Raw genomic sequence first — 13,832 nt, forward strand, 5'->3', positions numbered from 1 at the left:
CAAGGTTTGCCTGCCGGCTCAGGACGTGCGGACGCGGCGGTGGTACCTGTGCGGTTCTCCTGCGTAGTGGTTGCCGCGGTAGAGGCCGTGGATGATTTCGGCTTCGTAGCCGTCGAGTTCGGGCATGCCGAGTTCGCGGGCGATCTCGAGCTCGGCGTGGGCGTCGTACGGGACGCGGACGAACTGGATCGAGAACGGCGCCGGATCGGGTGAGTCCGGGACGCCTTCGAGGATCGCGTACACGGGAGTCGGGTCGTCCAGGCTGTTGCCGACCGAGCCGATGTTGAACAGCGTGCGTCCGAGGTCGACCTCGTAGAACGGGTCGTGGGTGTCGGCGTACCCGACCACGGTCGGGATCGGGCCGTCGCCGGTGGCCTCGGTGTTCGCGAACATGCCGACGTACTCGGCCTCGTCGTGGTCGAACCGCACTCGCTTGTGAACACTCGTCGACGACGCGTGGAACAGGCGGATCTGCCGGCCGCTGAACAGGAAGTCGTGGCAGAACGGGAGCGCACGCAACCAGGTCCACTGGTCCTCGCGCAGTTCCTTCTTCCACCAGCGCAGAGCTTCGCTGTCGTACGAGCGATCCGGGTTCGGCAGGAAGTCGTCCCAGTTGCCGAGGATGTTCACCTCACACAGTTCCTGGCACCGATCCACCACCGCCTCACCGCGCGGCCCCTTCCCGACATAGTCACCCAGGTTGAAGATCCGCTCGATCCCCCGCCCCTCGATATCCGCCAGCACCGCCTCCAACGCGGTCAGATTCCCGTGCACATCCGAAATCAACGCGATCCGCTCCAACCCCATACCCACCATGCTGTCACCCTGCCTCACCCCACCGACAATGCGTTTCGCCCTGGTCGCTCGACCGGCCGAACAAGCTGCCATCCGGCACCCGCAACCTGACCGAGCGGTGGAGGGCCGCCTAGCGGCTGCCGCTGGGGCCGGCAGGCTCGGGAACGCGTCCTTGTGCGGGAGGGCTGGAGGTCGACTGAGATCCTCGCGAACGTGCACGCGAGGAGCCGCGGGCCATCGGGCCGGACGACGAGGTTGGGGTGATGGAGCCACCTCCCGATTCGCCGGCTGAGTGAGCTGCGGCGCCGCCTACTCCACCTGCGGCCTTTCGGGCACCGTTGACCGCTACACCGGCAGCGCCCAGGCCCAGGCTGGCCGCAGCGCCGACCGCCTTCGCTCCGGTTGCGGATGCACCACCGGACGAGGATCCACCGCCACCACCCGACGAGCCGCCACCACCGGACGACCCTCCGCCGAACGCCGAGCGGCCGACGCTGATGGCGCCGGTGGCCAGACCGCCGGGGTCGGCGACCGAACTGCCCATCCCGGAGCTTCCGCCGGCGACGGCCGCGGTGACCGGTACGGCGAGCCGCAGCAGCGCCGGCAGCGCGAAGACGGCGAGCATCAGCATCATGACGCCGGTCATGGCCTGGACGAGGTCGTTGCCGGACGAGAGCATGCTCTGCTGGTTCATCTTGATCGCGGCCGCATACACGAGTGCCGCAGCCGGTTTGTAGGCGATGAATGCGAGCGCCCAGCCGCAGTACTTCTTGAACCACGCCCGGCCGACCTCGGTGTTCGTCGCCGCCACGGCGAGCGGCAACGTGCCGGCCAGCAGGACCAGCATCGCCGACCGGATGAGCATCAGGACGACTTGGATGAGCGAGGCGCAGAGCACGGTGCCGCTGATGCTCAGGACCAGGAAGATCGGCAGGTCCTTGGTCAGCGAGTCACCGACGCCGCCCTGCTGCACCAGGCCGGTGAGCGCGTTCTGCACCGAGCAGTTCGCCGCGGACACATCCTCCGGCGCCGTATCGGGGGGACAGGACGCGGCGGTCACCATGTAGACCGCGAACTTGTCGGACCAACTGGTCAGCAGCTGCATGGTCGCCGTACCGGCGCCGCAGACGAGCACGAACAACATGGTTGCCTTGAGCAGCTCTTGGAGCGGTTTGGCGCGCTGCTCCCAGGCCATCCGGATACCGGCGATCAGGATCGCGACGGTGAAGATCATCGCGGCGACGCCGAGCACATTCTGCTGCATGAATCCGACCGGCACGGTGTTCGTCCAGTTGTCACCGCTACTGGTGGCGATGGTCGGGCTGTCGACCTTGAGCCAGAACGTGGCGAGCGAGTGCAGGCCGTCCAGCGCCGCGGCGTTGGCCTCCGTGCGCAGTCGCTCGAAACCCGCCGACGCGACCGACAGGAAGCTTTGCCGGACGTGACACTCGATGTCCATCGGTCCGCACATCAGACACCGCTCCAGGGGACGAAGTCGGAGAGGTCTCGGTGTTGGGCGAAGGGGCCGCCCACTGGTTCGCCGGGGGGTGGGGGTTGGAGACGCCAGTCGCCGTCGTACCAGACGAGGGTCAGGGTGGCGCTCATGTACGCCGACTCGACGGGGAACGCGAGCATCACGGTGGCGCGGGATCGGTCGGCGTCCAGGACTCGGTAGCCGGCTACCTGGGTGGTGGACGAATTGGTGGATGGCTCGTCGTTGCTCAGGTCACGGATCAGGGCGTCTGTGGCGGAGCCCGGGAGCATGAGCTTTCGGGCGGTGGGGATGACCTTCTGCTGGTCGGCGATTGCCGCGATGACGTTGTAGGCGGCGTAGACGGCGCCAGTGGGTGACTGGGCGAAGCAGTGGCGGAAGCCGTCGGGGTCGGTCTTGGCCGGGCCGTTCGTGGTTGAGCGAGGTACGACGACTCGGCGGCTGACGTCCCAGGTGTCGACGGACGGGGGCTTGGTGGGGATGGTCTGGTCGCCGGCGGGGAGAGCGCACCCGCTGCCAGCCAGTTGACCTGTCGCGGCTGGGGTGGATTCGGTGGCCGGGGTGGCTGGTTGACCAGGGCCGGACTCGGTGGCCGGAGTCGCAGCAGCACTCGAGCCGGTAGTGGTCTGGGCCGGTTCGCTGGTCGCCGTACCGGCAGAGGCGTCGGCCGGGTCCGAGGTGAGGCCGGTGATCAGGAGGAGGGCGCCGCAGAGCAGGACTGCGCCGATGACGATGGACGCGGCGATGAAGCCGCGGCCGACGGGTGATTGGTCCTCGTTCTCGTTCATCGCGCTCCCCGATCCGTCGGTGGAAAACTCACGGACCAAGGCTGGCAAAAATCGCCCGACCGCCGCGGAAGTTATCCACAGGACCCCCGAATGACCCTCGGGAAGGGTCGCGTTACGCTCAGGAGCCTTGCAGTTGGAGGTCGATCTGTAGCCGAAAGGTCACCCCGTGTAGCGAAGTGACCTAGTCAGCTAATAGAGTCCGCGCATGACCATCGCGCCTTCGCTTTGCTCGCCCCTAGCGCTCGCCGATGCAGAACCCACTCGCGCCGCCGAACCCTGGGAAAGCGACGTGATCAGCGCGTACGGACTGCTGCGTGAAGCAGCGGCCGAACTCGATCACCTGATGCGTCATTCCCTCAAGCGCAGTGGTCTGCAAATGGCAATGTTCGAGCTGTTGCTGCGGCTGGCCCGCAGCCACGGCGAGAAACAGCGTCTTACGTCCCTCGCCCGGGAGTTGACCGTCACCACCGGCGGCATCACCCGGCTGGTCGACCGCGCCGAGAACCTCGGTCTGGTTCGCCGGGAACCCTGTCCCGACGATGCCCGCGGTTCGTTCGCAGTACTCACCGAGGAGGGGAAGCGGCGGCTGCGCGAAGCACTGCCGGATCACCTCCTGGAGATCGACAGCCTGTGGATGTCGCAGCTGGCCGACGAGCGGGAGGTCGTACTCGGCAAGCTTCGCCGGGTTCGCGACAACGCTCGCCGCTGGCCGAACGGCCGGCCGAACCTGGGCCCGATCACGTCCGACCGGATCTGAATCAACCGACAACTGAACACTCTGCATTACCCGCGACTAACGGATGGGGCGCTCGGCTGGTGTCGAGCGCCCCGCCGCGTAATCGTTGAGAGGTGAACCAAGCCGATCAGGTCCCCGGAACCACCCGCGACAAACCCGACCGTGGGTACGACGCCGTCGGCGGAGGCAGCGGGTACGACGCGAGTGGGGACGACGGTGGGCACGGCGACAGCCGAGCTCGACGGGACCCGACCTGGTGGCGGGGTGCTGTTGGTGGAGCACTGGCGGCGTTGGCCGGGTTGGCGGCCGGAAGTGTGGTCGCCGGCCTGCTCGGCACCCGGCAGACCCCAGTGGTTGCGATCGGTTCGGCGTTCATCGACCGAGTGCCGCCCTGGCTGAAGGATCTGGCGATCGCCTGGTTCGGCACGAACGACAAGGACGCATTGCGCGTCGGGATCCTCACCGTCCTGCTCCTGCTCGCCGCAGCCGGCGGAGTTCTCGCAGTACGACGCTATTGGGCCGGCGCACTCGTCACCGTCGTGCTGGCCGGACTCGCAGTCGCCGCGGCCGCGACCAGACCCGACAGCGGCCAGACGGGCTTCGTCCCGTCAGCAGTCGCCGGGATCACGGCCCTGCTCGTCCTCAGACTGTTCGCTCGCCGACTCGAGCCGCTCATCGACTTCCCTGACGACGGCGTCAGCCGACGGGGATTCCTGCAGCTGTCGGCCGGGGTCGCGATCGGGTCCGCAGCGATCGGCGCACTCGGACGGGTAGTCGGCGGCAATCGCGCCGCCGTCGCCGATGCCCGCGCGGCGCTCGACCTGCCGAAACCGCCGACGCTGGATCCGCCGGCCGGTGTCCAGGCCGACGGTGCGACGTCATGGGTCACGTCGAACGACGACTTCTACCGCATCGACACCGCGCTCTCGGTGCCGCAGATCCTGCCCTCGGACTGGAAACTGCGCATCCACGGCATGGTCGAGCGGGAGATCAACCTGACCTTCGACGACCTGCTGAAGCGTCAGGTCATCCACAAGTGGGTCACCCTCACCTGTGTCAGCAACGAGGTCGGCGGCGACCTGATCGGCAACGCGCTGTGGTCCGGTGTGCTCCTCAAGGACCTCCTCGGCGAGGCCGGGCCGGCCAAGGATGCCGATGCGATCCAGTCGACGTCGAAGGACGGATTCACCGCCGGTACGCCGCTGAGCACGCTGCTCGACGACCGGCAGGCGATGCTCGCGTTCGCGATGAACGGTCAGCCGCTGCCGGTCGAACACGGTTTCCCGGTGCGGATCGTCGTACCGGGGCTGTATGGGTACGTGTCGGCGACCAAGTGGCTGACGGACATCGAGGTGACGCGGTTCGACCGGTTCGAGGCGTACTGGACGCCGCGCGGGTGGTCGGAGCTCGGGCCGATCAAGTTGTCGTCGCGGATCGACGTACCGCGGTCGAAGGCGGAACCGGGCAAGGTGACCGTGGCCGGGGTGGCGTGGGATCAGCACGTCGGGGTGTCGAAGGTCGAGGTGCGCGTCGATGGTGGCCCTTGGCAACAGGCGACACTCGCGACGGACGCGTCGATCGACACCTGGCGGCAGTGGCACTGGACCTGGGACGCGCCGCGGGGCAATCACGTTCTCCAGGTACGGGCGTTTGATGCGAAAGGCAACCCACAGATCGAGGCTTCCGCGCCGCCGGCCCCGAACGGCTCGACCGGACTGCACTCGGTCGATGTGAAGGTCGGCTAGCTCGTCACCGCAGACAGCACCATCGGCAGGAAGGTGTGTTCGAGCGAGCCGGCTGGGACCTTCCTGGGCTCCAGCAGACTCTGTGATCGCGCCCCCTCGTGCAGGGCGATCACCATCCGGACGAACTGTTCCGGCGGGACGCTGAAGGTCAGTCCGCTGGTCTGACCGATCTCCTCGACCAGATGAGTCAGCCGAGACCGGAACATGGCCCGCTGCTGGTTGAGCGCCCGCGCCGCCTCCGGATTGCGCAGCGCGTGCAAGGTGAACTCGGTGGAGATCAGATGCCACCGCCGCTGGTCCGGCGCGGCCTCGTCGAGAAGCCCGAGTACGGCGTCCAGCAGTGTCACCGGCTGATTCGCCAACTCCGGCAGTAGCGCGGCGATCTGCTCGAGCAGGCGGTCCGTGGTCGCCTGGAACAGCGCCAGCACCAACTCGTCCTTGGAGCCGAAGTTGGAGTAGAACGCGCCACGGGTGAACCCGGCGCGGTCGCAGATGTCCTCCACCGACGCGCCGTGGAACCCGCGTTCGGCAAAGACGTCGAGGGCGCCTTCGAGCAGGCGGGCCCGGGTGTTGGAGCGGCGGCGCTTGGGCGGTTCCATAGCAGTAGGATACAGTTCTGTATTGAATACACAACCGTATTGAACGGGGACTGGGATGAAGCTCGAGGCCACCGGGATCAGCGTGCGCGGACCACACGCGCAAATGCTGGACCCCACATCGGTGCGGGTCGCTGATCACCAACTGGTGTTGCTTACGGGCTATCCCGGTCCTGGCCACGTCGCGGCCTCACTCGGCCTGTCCGGTCGTCTTCGCCCTGACACCGGTCAGGTGCGGCTGGACGGGAAGGCAGACCCCGCACTGCTTCGCCGACAGGTCGCTGTGGTCGACACACCCGGTATCACCGAGCCGGACGACGCCCTGCCGGTCCAGACAGTCGTCGGCGAGGAGTTGGCGATTGCGGGACGCAAGGCTGGTCGCAAGGCAGTGTTGGAGTGGCTGGACGAGCATGAGGGGGCTGAGCACGCCGGCAAGCGGTTCGAGCACTTACCGGTTGCAGCACGGACCAGAGTGCTCGCCGAGCTCACTGCAGCGAGGTCTGACGTCAAGGTCGTCGTCCTGACCATGCCGGACCGGCACGGTGGGGATCCCCACGAGTGGTACGCGGTCGGCCGCGACCTGGCGTCCCGTGGGTACGGCGTGATCATCACCTGCGCAGACGCGTCGGCAAGGCTGCTCGGCGTACCGGCCGCCCAGCTCTGCTCGAACGACCAGCCCGATCCTGTGCAGGTCCCAGCACTCGCCCCGATCGAAGCAGTACAAGAACTTGTAGAGGAGCAGCAGGCGTGACCGCGGTTCGGATGGCACTGAGTGAGCTGCGGCGGTTGACCGCAGGACGGTTGCCGAAGCTTGCCGTGGTGGCGTTGCTCCTCGTCCCGGTCCTGTACGGCGGCCTGTACCTCTACGCCAACCACGACCCTTACGGCCGACTCGACAAGATCCCCACCGCGGTCGTGGTGGAGGACGCGGGTACGACGCTCTCCACCGGAGAGAAGCTGGACGTCGGACCACAGGTGGCCGGGGAGCTGGTGAAGTCGAAGAGCTTCGACTGGCATCAGGTCGATCGGGCCGCGGCGACCGCGGGTGTGTCGGACGGCAAGTACGAGTTCGCTCTGGTGCTGCCGAAGTCCTTCTCCGCGGACCTCGCGTCGAGTGCGGAGTTCACGCCCCGGCAGGCGAACCTCGAGCTGCTCACCAACGACGCCAACAACTACATCGCGCACACCATCGCCAACCAGGTCGTCGCCCAAGTCACCAAGACGGTCGCGTCGCAGGTGAGCGAGACCGCGGCGAGCAAGCTGCTGGCCGGGTACAGCACGATCCACACGCAGGTCAGCCAGGCAGCCACGGGCGCCGCTCAACTCCAGAGTGGTCTCACCAGTGCGGCGACCGGTGTGACCAAGCTCCAGACCGGTGCGATTCAGCTCAACACCGCGCAGAAGCAGCTCTCCGCCGGTGCGACCAAGCTCGCGACTGGTGCCACGACCGCGTCTGAAGGCGCCACTGAGCTGGCTGCCGGCGCGAACAAGCTGGACAACGGCCTGAGCACCCTCAAGCAGAAGACAGCGACGCTGCCGAAGCAGACCAAGGCTCTGGCTGCCGGAGCCGACCAAGTGGCCGACGGCAACGAGAAGGTCGCCACTGCCGGCCGTCAGGTCGCGACCGCGTCCAGCACGCTGGTGAAGGACCTGAGCGCCCTCGACGCCGGCCTGGCCCAGCGACTCAAGGCCCAGGGATTCACCCAGACGCAGATCAACCAGGTGCTCGCCGAGACGGCCAAGCTGCGCGCACCCGTCGTACGCGCGAACACCAAGATCCAGTCGACCTCCAAGCAGCTCGACCAGCTCTCGACCGGCGCCCGGAAGGTCTCCAACGGCGCAGCCGCACTGGCCAAGGCGACACCTGCACTGACGAGCGGCATCAGTACGGCGGCAAATGGCGCGCACCAACTGGACACCGGAGCCGGCCAACTCAAGACCGGCTTGGCGAGCTTGCAGACCGGCGCACAGCAACTCGCGACTGGTGAGAAGCAGGCTGTCGTCGGGCAAGGGCAGCTGCTCACCGGTGTGAACAGCATGGCCACCGGAGTCACCCAGCTGAAGACCGGTGCGACCCAGCTGCACACCGGACTGGCCAACGGCGTCAAGCAGATCCCCAACCCGTCGGCCGACCAGCGCAAGGCGGTCGCCGAGACCCTCGGCGCACCCGTGACGCTCCAGAACGTCTCGCAGGCCACTGCCGACAGCTACGGCGCCGGTCTGGCTCCGTTCTTCCTCAGTCTGGCCTGCTGGATCGGGGCATACGTCCTGTTCCTGCTGGTCCGGCCACTGTCACCACGCGCGCTTGCCGCGCTGCAGTCGCCCTTCCGGGTCGCCCTCGGTGGTTGGCTGCCGCCTGCCCTCTTCGGTGCTGTCCAGGCGACGCTGGTGTTCACCGCGGTGACACTCGGACTTGGCATCGACGCGGCGCACCCGTGGCTGACAGTCGGCTTCCTGATCCTGACGTCGTTCACCTTCGTCGCGATCCTGCACGCACTGTCCGCGTGGCTCGGCGCCGTCGGCAAGTTCCTCGGGCTGGTGCTGATGGTGATCCAGCTGGTCAGCGCCGGCGGCACGTTCCCGTGGCAGACGATCCCCGAGCCGCTCTACTTCTTCCACCACGCGCTCCCGATGAGCTACGCGATCGACGGCGTACGTCACCTCATGTACGGCGGCCCCGGCGCATCCCTCGGCCGCGACCTCCTGGTCCTGGCCGCCTGGTTCCTCGCCGCCCTCGCCGCATCCACTCTCGCCGCCCGCAAACAGCGCGTCTGGCCCGCCAAGAAGCTGCAGCCGGAGCTGGTTCTTTAGACGACACACCTGCGCGGATACACACAGGTCTAGGTCAGGCTGACCAGCAGAGCTAGCCTGCAAACGCGAGACCGCGCCGATTGCAGCGGCGCGGTCTCGGCTCATACGGCGTCTCACCCGTGCGGGGGATACGGATCGGCCCCGTACGTGTACTCGTACTCGATCTGACCGTTCATCTTCATCACAGTCAGTTGGCTCGGCTGGTTGGCCTTCGCAACCTTGGTCCCCGCCTCCACCGCGGCAGACTTGAGGTAGTGATGTGACAGCACCTGACCTTGATGTTTGACGTCCCAGTTTCCACTGTTCGGGACAACCCAGTAACGCTTCCGTGCCATGCTCATCGCTCCTTGGAGATGCCCTTGAAGGGCTTGCTGTCACTCTTGCAGTCGACGAACTGACCCTTGGGCCCACGCTTCACCCACGTGTTCGTCTTGGGGTTATGCGTCTGGCTGCGGCTGCGCACAGCTCCGACCCTGTAGCCACGGCCGGTGTTCTTGGCCATTCAGACCTCCGATGGTTTGTAACGCTGACGCACCGCCGATCGATGTGTCAATTGACGACTATGAGTCAGCGCGCCGGTGATGTCAACCAACAGCACAGGATCGGCGTGTCGATGTTTGTAAGACAAACATGCCCGACTACAGTCGGGGAACGCAAGCAGAAACGGAGGGTCTGTGGACTGGACTGAGGACTCGACTAGACGCTTCTACCTGGAGGCCGGCAGCCGAATTCGGCATGCCCGCAAACTTCACGGCTGGAACCAGTACGACCTCGCAAGCGCAGTCGGTCTCACTCGCTCGTCGATCGCCAACATAGAGGCTGGTCGTCAACGAGCGCCAATTCATATCGTCGCACTAATCGCGCGATCGTTGGAGAGTTCGATCGACGCCTTACTTCCATCTGTGGCGGATGTCGAAAGAATCGATGTCTCGCAAGCAGACGACCTAGACCTAAACGGACAGGCGGAATCGGCGCAGGATTTCGTGAACAGCATTGTTCGACGCGCAGGCGGGGTGGGACCGTGACGAGGGCAACCGAATCGGCAATCGCACTTCTGAAGGTTTTTGAAATTCATCAACCTCCAGTTCCGGTCGAGCATATCGCCTCAGCTAACGGGATCCAGATTGTTCGATCGGCGGCCGAATGGAGCGAATCTGGCTTCCTTTTGCGCGATGCCACCAGAATGATCATCGGCGTAAACAGCCGCAACTCGCCGAAGCGACAGCGATTCACCATCGCACACGAGCTCGGCCATTGGCGCCTGCACACAGGGAGACCGCTGATCATCGATCAGTCGGTGATGATCAACAAGCGCGATGACATTTCAAGTCAGGCCACAAGTCTCGAAGAGATCGAAGCTAACCAGTTCGCCGCAGAACTTCTGATGCCTCGAGCTATCCTACCCCGATTTGTTGGCCAGCACTTAGAGACTGGAATCAATTCGCGCGAAGAACTCATCTCCGCCCTCGCCCGCGACTTCGACGTGAGTAGCGACGCAATGGGATGGCGCCTTATTAATATCGGCATCCTGTCCAATTGACCGGAGTCTGAAAACCGTGCGTTGTCGGTAGATACGTGCATGCCGATAACGATCTGAAGTGACCGCACGGGCAAGTCACAACCGTCGCCAGCAGACCCCGGGCTCATGTGCTTTGGACCGATACTGCTGCGAACTACCGCAGGGAGGACTTTGCGATATACCCGCGCAACACACTCGACGTGCTCAGTCCTGGGCCTGCAGTATTTCATGCTTACCAAGGATGAATTTAGCTAATTCCCGAAGATTGTCCGCGTGGACCTAGGCGAAAGACGCTTAGCGACCCGGCGACTCGCGCTCTAGTTGTTCATGAAGGTGGCGGTTTCGGTGAGGAGGCGGTTGGTGGTGGGCTGGTCGAAGAAGGTGATGAGGGCTTCGTAGGCGCCGGACTCGGCGGCGGACGGGTCGACGATGTAGCCGTAGTACCCGTCCGTGTAGCCGACCACCCGGGTGATCGGGTGCGTGCTGTCGGCCTGCAGACAGGCGCCGTGCAGGGCGAACAGCTCGACCGGCAGATTGACCCAGCACACGTCGCCCAAGGTCACCACGCTGACCGGCAACTCCAGTACCTCCGGTAGCAAAGCCTTCGCCATCAATGCCTGGCCTCGCGCCCCGTCGAGCCGCGTCTGCGCGATCCGCATCGACGGGTCGTCGACGCCGCCACTGACAGCGCTCGCCGCCGCCGCGACAGTGACCGCTGCTTCCTCGACTTCTGGGATGTTCCGGACAGCGAGGTTGATCGTCGTACGGCGGATAGCCGGTGCTGACTGTGGTAGCTCGAGTCCTGGGCCGGCCAGCGCCTCGCGGACCCGGCACGCGAGCAGACCGCCCAACCGGGCAACCTCCGCGGCACCACGGCCCTGGCGGGTGAACCGTGGACTCACGTCACCCGCTGCGCCCTGGAGATAGCCGACCACTGCGGGCGCCAGCGCGGCCCGGGCGGCACCCGGCCAGTCGGCGGACCACTGCAGGTTCTCCGGGCCGTAGGTCGTCGGGTGGCAGGCGAAGTCGAACAGCACCGCCTCCAGCGATCCGTCCGGCGAGTGCATTGCCAGGACTCCGGCCGTGTTGTCGTGCGGACCGTTCTTGCGATGCCGGTTCGTCCCGACGCCGATCACCTCGACCGAACGCCAGGACGCCGTGACCGGGCGGCGCGGTAGCGAGGCATTGGCGACTGCTCCGACCAGTGTCTCGTACAGAGCGGGTTCGCGCTCGGCCGGGATGACCGGGTGGATCTCACCGCTCCACCCGGACGGCCCGGAGTGGGTGTGTGACGCCGACACCACCACGTGCTCGGGCGGGATGCCCGCTGCAGACCCCGCGGCGGCGGCCAGCTCGGCGACGAGGTCTTTGCCGACGGCAATCGCATCGAGGGTCAGCCACAGCACACCGGGGTCGTCCGCCGTACTGAGCCAGATCAGGGTGGCGCGGAGTGGGTCTGCGGTTCCGGTCGCAGGGCCGGTGCGGGCGGCGTACCCGTCCAGCCGATGGCCGGGCGGTGGCGTGACGTCCAGAGAGGTCGCGGCCAGGAGGAGTCTGCTCACTTACTTACACGCTCCAGTGGTCGTGCCGGTGGAATCTTTCCGGTCCAGTCAAGATAGCTCGCCGGTGCCGGTGGAATCGAGAGGGTGCACTCCAGATCGGGCAGTCAGGGACGAGATCGAGTAGACCACTTCGGTGGCAACGCGCTCGCCAGGTGGGCGGTGATGTCCGTCGGGTTGGTGATCGCGGAGCCGACGACGACGGCATGGGCACCGGCGTCGTAGACCGCGCGAACGTCTTCGGGTGTTTTGATCCTCCCCTCGGCGACGACCGGGCAATCCACTGCGGCGGCAAGTCGGCGAACCAGGTCGACGTCCGGTCCGGTCGGCGTCCTACCACCGGTATAGCCCGACAGCGTGGTCGCGACGTAGTCGGCACCGGCATCGCGGGCGGCGAGGCCTGCGTCCAGGGTGTCGACGTCGGCCACAATTGGTACACCCAACTCCTGGCGGATTCGTTCGATCTGGCGGCGGAGCGGCTGACTGTCCGGGCGTGGCCGGAGCGTGGCGTCCAGGGCGATGAGGTCTGCGCCGGCCGCGACGACGTCGACGGCCGACTCGAAGGTCGGGGTGATGAACACGCCAGACTGGTCGCCGAGCTTGTTGATGCCGATGATCGGCAAGGACGTCACGGCGCGAATCGCAGCGACATGCGACGGTCCGTTCGCCCGGATCGCACTCGCTCCACCCAGCTCGGCGGCACGCGCCATCAACGCCATCAGCTCAGCGGAGTCGAATGGATCGCCGGCGATGGACTGGCACGACACCACCAGGCTGCCGGGCGGCAGCAACGTCACGATCGGCGGTGGGTGACGATCAGGTCGGCGTACGGGCCGGGTGGGCTAGTTGCCAGGCGTTCAGCGCCGTCCAGGGAGGTGCCAGCGGGTGCCACGAGCTGGGGCCGTGGTGACAGGGCCGCACGGACCGGACCGAGGAGCTGCTCACCGGCTCCGGCGAACAGGCCACCCACACACGCGACTGGCACAGCACTCTGACCTGCGAGCGTTGCCACGGCCGCACCGATCGTCTCGGCGATGTCCTGAGCGGCCTGTACGACGAGGTCCGCCGCAACCTGGTCACCTTCGGCGGCACAGCGCAGTACCTCTGGAGCGAATCGTGCGACGTCGTCCACCAGCGTCGCCGACCTGTAGAGCGTCACCGGTTCCAGTGTGGTGTCCGCAAGCTTCGTCGCCGGACCACGACCGTCCCGAGCCCGCTGTACGGCGACCAGCCCGGCGCGACCGATCGCGAACGCGCTGCCGGCGTCCCCGAACAGGTACCCGTGCCCGTCGACCTTGTGCCAGGAGCCGTCGCGGTCAACGGCCAGACAGACCAGTCCGGTGCCAGCAGCAACCACAACGCCGTACCCGTCGACCAACGCGCCGGCGTGCGCCGTCACCATGTCCTGGGTCAGCCGCACCTCATCAGCGTCGAGTAGCTCGGCCACCTGCGCGGCCAGCCCCTCCGCGACCTCGCGCACCGGCGGGAACCCGGTCAGCCCAAGTGCGACCACCTCCACCGGCCCGGCGACCTCAGCCGCTGCGGCAGCGGTCCTGATGGACCCCAGCAGGTGCTCCAGGCTGGTCGGCCCGTGGACGTACCCAGGCCCTTGACCGACCCGTCCACTCGGCACGACCCGGAGTCTGAGGGCGGACTGACCGCCATCGATGGCAACGCTCGTCATCCAACGCATCCCGTGTGAGTCGACAACCCGGCGCGCCCAGTCTGTCCGTCCGGACTGCCCCGGTAAAGCACACCGGCTAGACCAATGTCCGCCCCTTCGGGCACGAC

15 protein-coding genes are annotated in these 13,832 nt (G+C 66.5%); 6 read left to right on the plus strand and 9 right to left on the minus strand.

The window, feature by feature from the left end:
- Positions 1-18 precede the first annotated feature (18 nt).
- From V9K99_RS04145 to V9K99_RS04155, 3 genes are all read right to left on the minus strand, one after another.
- Positions 19-816, minus strand: coding sequence for a metallophosphoesterase family protein (locus V9K99_RS04145; protein WP_337000955.1), 798 nt, complete (start codon positions 814-816; stop codon positions 19-21).
- Between the two features lie 109 nt (positions 817-925).
- The gene (locus tag V9K99_RS04150; RefSeq protein ID WP_337000953.1) at positions 926-2,254 is read right to left on the minus strand and encodes a type IV secretion system protein; all 1,329 of its coding nucleotides are present in this window, start codon (positions 2,252-2,254) and stop codon (positions 926-928) included.
- Between the two features lie 11 nt (positions 2,255-2,265).
- The gene (locus V9K99_RS04155) at positions 2,266-3,075 is read right to left on the minus strand and encodes a hypothetical protein (RefSeq protein ID WP_337000951.1); all 810 of its coding nucleotides are present in this window, start codon (positions 3,073-3,075) and stop codon (positions 2,266-2,268) included.
- 205 nt (positions 3,076-3,280) lie between these two features.
- Here V9K99_RS04155 and V9K99_RS04160 point away from each other — a divergent pair, with 205 nt between their 5' ends.
- Complete coding sequence (locus tag V9K99_RS04160) at positions 3,281-3,832, plus strand: MarR family winged helix-turn-helix transcriptional regulator (RefSeq protein ID WP_337000949.1); 552 nt, start codon at positions 3,281-3,283, stop codon at positions 3,830-3,832.
- A gap of 92 nt (positions 3,833-3,924) precedes the next feature.
- The gene (locus V9K99_RS04165) at positions 3,925-5,556 is read left to right on the plus strand and encodes a molybdopterin-dependent oxidoreductase (RefSeq protein WP_337000947.1); all 1,632 of its coding nucleotides are present in this window, start codon (positions 3,925-3,927) and stop codon (positions 5,554-5,556) included.
- On the opposite strand, the gene V9K99_RS04170 is transcribed toward V9K99_RS04165, so the two are convergent.
- A complete protein-coding gene (locus V9K99_RS04170) occupies positions 5,553-6,155 on the minus strand; it encodes a TetR/AcrR family transcriptional regulator (protein ID WP_337000946.1) in 603 nt (200 codons plus the stop codon). The two genes, V9K99_RS04165 and V9K99_RS04170, sit on opposite strands and share 4 nt — an antisense overlap.
- 55 nt (positions 6,156-6,210) lie before the next feature.
- On the opposite strand from V9K99_RS04170, the gene V9K99_RS04175 reads away from it, so the two are divergent.
- Both V9K99_RS04175 and V9K99_RS04180 read left to right on the plus strand, forming a co-directional pair.
- Positions 6,211-6,903, plus strand: coding sequence for a hypothetical protein (locus tag V9K99_RS04175; protein ID WP_337000944.1), 693 nt, complete (start codon positions 6,211-6,213; stop codon positions 6,901-6,903).
- A complete protein-coding gene (locus V9K99_RS04180) occupies positions 6,900-8,963 on the plus strand; it encodes a YhgE/Pip domain-containing protein (RefSeq protein WP_337000942.1) in 2,064 nt (687 codons plus the stop codon). The genes V9K99_RS04175 and V9K99_RS04180 overlap by 4 nt, the downstream gene beginning before the upstream one ends.
- A gap of 113 nt (positions 8,964-9,076) precedes the next feature.
- Here V9K99_RS04180 and V9K99_RS04185 read toward each other — a convergent pair whose 3' ends face one another.
- The gene (locus V9K99_RS04185) at positions 9,077-9,298 is read right to left on the minus strand and encodes a DUF2188 domain-containing protein (protein WP_337000940.1); all 222 of its coding nucleotides are present in this window, start codon (positions 9,296-9,298) and stop codon (positions 9,077-9,079) included.
- A gap of 2 nt (positions 9,299-9,300) precedes the next feature.
- Positions 9,301-9,465 carry a hypothetical protein gene (locus tag V9K99_RS04190; protein WP_337000939.1) on the minus strand — a complete coding sequence of 55 codons (165 nt, stop codon included), beginning with the start codon at positions 9,463-9,465 and terminating at the stop codon, positions 9,301-9,303.
- Between the two features lie 172 nt (positions 9,466-9,637).
- Here V9K99_RS04190 and V9K99_RS42705 point away from each other — a divergent pair, with 172 nt between their 5' ends.
- Positions 9,638-9,988, plus strand: coding sequence for a helix-turn-helix transcriptional regulator (locus tag V9K99_RS42705; protein WP_442914707.1), 351 nt, complete (start codon positions 9,638-9,640; stop codon positions 9,986-9,988).
- Positions 9,985-10,503, plus strand: a complete 519-nt coding sequence (locus V9K99_RS04195; protein ID WP_337000938.1) for an ImmA/IrrE family metallo-endopeptidase — start codon at positions 9,985-9,987, stop codon at positions 10,501-10,503. The genes V9K99_RS42705 and V9K99_RS04195 overlap by 4 nt, the downstream gene beginning before the upstream one ends.
- A 296-nt stretch (positions 10,504-10,799) precedes the next feature.
- Here the strand turns inward: V9K99_RS04195 and V9K99_RS04200 are convergent, their stop codons facing one another.
- The 3 genes from V9K99_RS04200 to V9K99_RS04210 form a co-directional block, all read right to left on the minus strand.
- Complete coding sequence (locus V9K99_RS04200) at positions 10,800-12,044, minus strand: hypothetical protein (RefSeq protein ID WP_337000936.1); 1,245 nt, start codon at positions 12,042-12,044, stop codon at positions 10,800-10,802.
- 104 nt (positions 12,045-12,148) lie between these two features.
- Positions 12,149-12,838 (minus strand): N-acetylmannosamine-6-phosphate 2-epimerase, encoded by a 690-nt coding sequence (locus V9K99_RS04205; RefSeq protein WP_442914706.1) that lies wholly within the window; start codon positions 12,836-12,838, stop codon positions 12,149-12,151.
- On the minus strand, positions 12,835-13,725 hold the full coding sequence (locus tag V9K99_RS04210) for an N-acetylglucosamine kinase (RefSeq protein ID WP_337000934.1): 891 nt from the start codon (positions 13,723-13,725) through the stop codon (positions 12,835-12,837). Before V9K99_RS04210 ends, V9K99_RS04205 begins: the two co-directional genes overlap by 4 nt.
- Positions 13,726-13,832 lie beyond the last annotated feature (107 nt).

It is taken from the genome of Kribbella sp. CCNWLW201, assembly GCF_037203805.1.
Classification (GTDB): domain Bacteria; phylum Actinomycetota; class Actinomycetes; order Propionibacteriales; family Kribbellaceae; genus Kribbella.

Bases quoted from the DNA above. Each gene is read 5' to 3' on its own strand.
- V9K99_RS04210 (WP_337000934.1), bottom strand. From the start codon at position 13,725: ATGACGAGCGTTGCCATCGATGGCGGTCAGTCCGCCCTCAGACTCCGG.
- V9K99_RS04150 (WP_337000953.1), bottom strand. From the start codon at position 2,254: ATGGACATCGAGTGTCACGTCCGGCAAAGCTTCCTGTCGGTCGCGTCG.
- V9K99_RS04170 (WP_337000946.1), bottom strand. From the start codon at position 6,155: ATGGAACCGCCCAAGCGCCGCCGCTCCAACACCCGGGCCCGCCTGCTC.
- V9K99_RS04145 (WP_337000955.1), bottom strand. From the start codon at position 816: ATGGTGGGTATGGGGTTGGAGCGGATCGCGTTGATTTCGGATGTGCAC.
- V9K99_RS04160 (WP_337000949.1), top strand. From the start codon at position 3,281: ATGACCATCGCGCCTTCGCTTTGCTCGCCCCTAGCGCTCGCCGATGCA.
- V9K99_RS04175 (WP_337000944.1), top strand. From the start codon at position 6,211: ATGAAGCTCGAGGCCACCGGGATCAGCGTGCGCGGACCACACGCGCAA.
- V9K99_RS04185 (WP_337000940.1), bottom strand. From the start codon at position 9,298: ATGGCACGGAAGCGTTACTGGGTTGTCCCGAACAGTGGAAACTGGGAC.
- V9K99_RS04190 (WP_337000939.1), bottom strand. From the start codon at position 9,465: ATGGCCAAGAACACCGGCCGTGGCTACAGGGTCGGAGCTGTGCGCAGC.
- V9K99_RS04155 (WP_337000951.1), bottom strand. From the start codon at position 3,075: ATGAACGAGAACGAGGACCAATCACCCGTCGGCCGCGGCTTCATCGCC.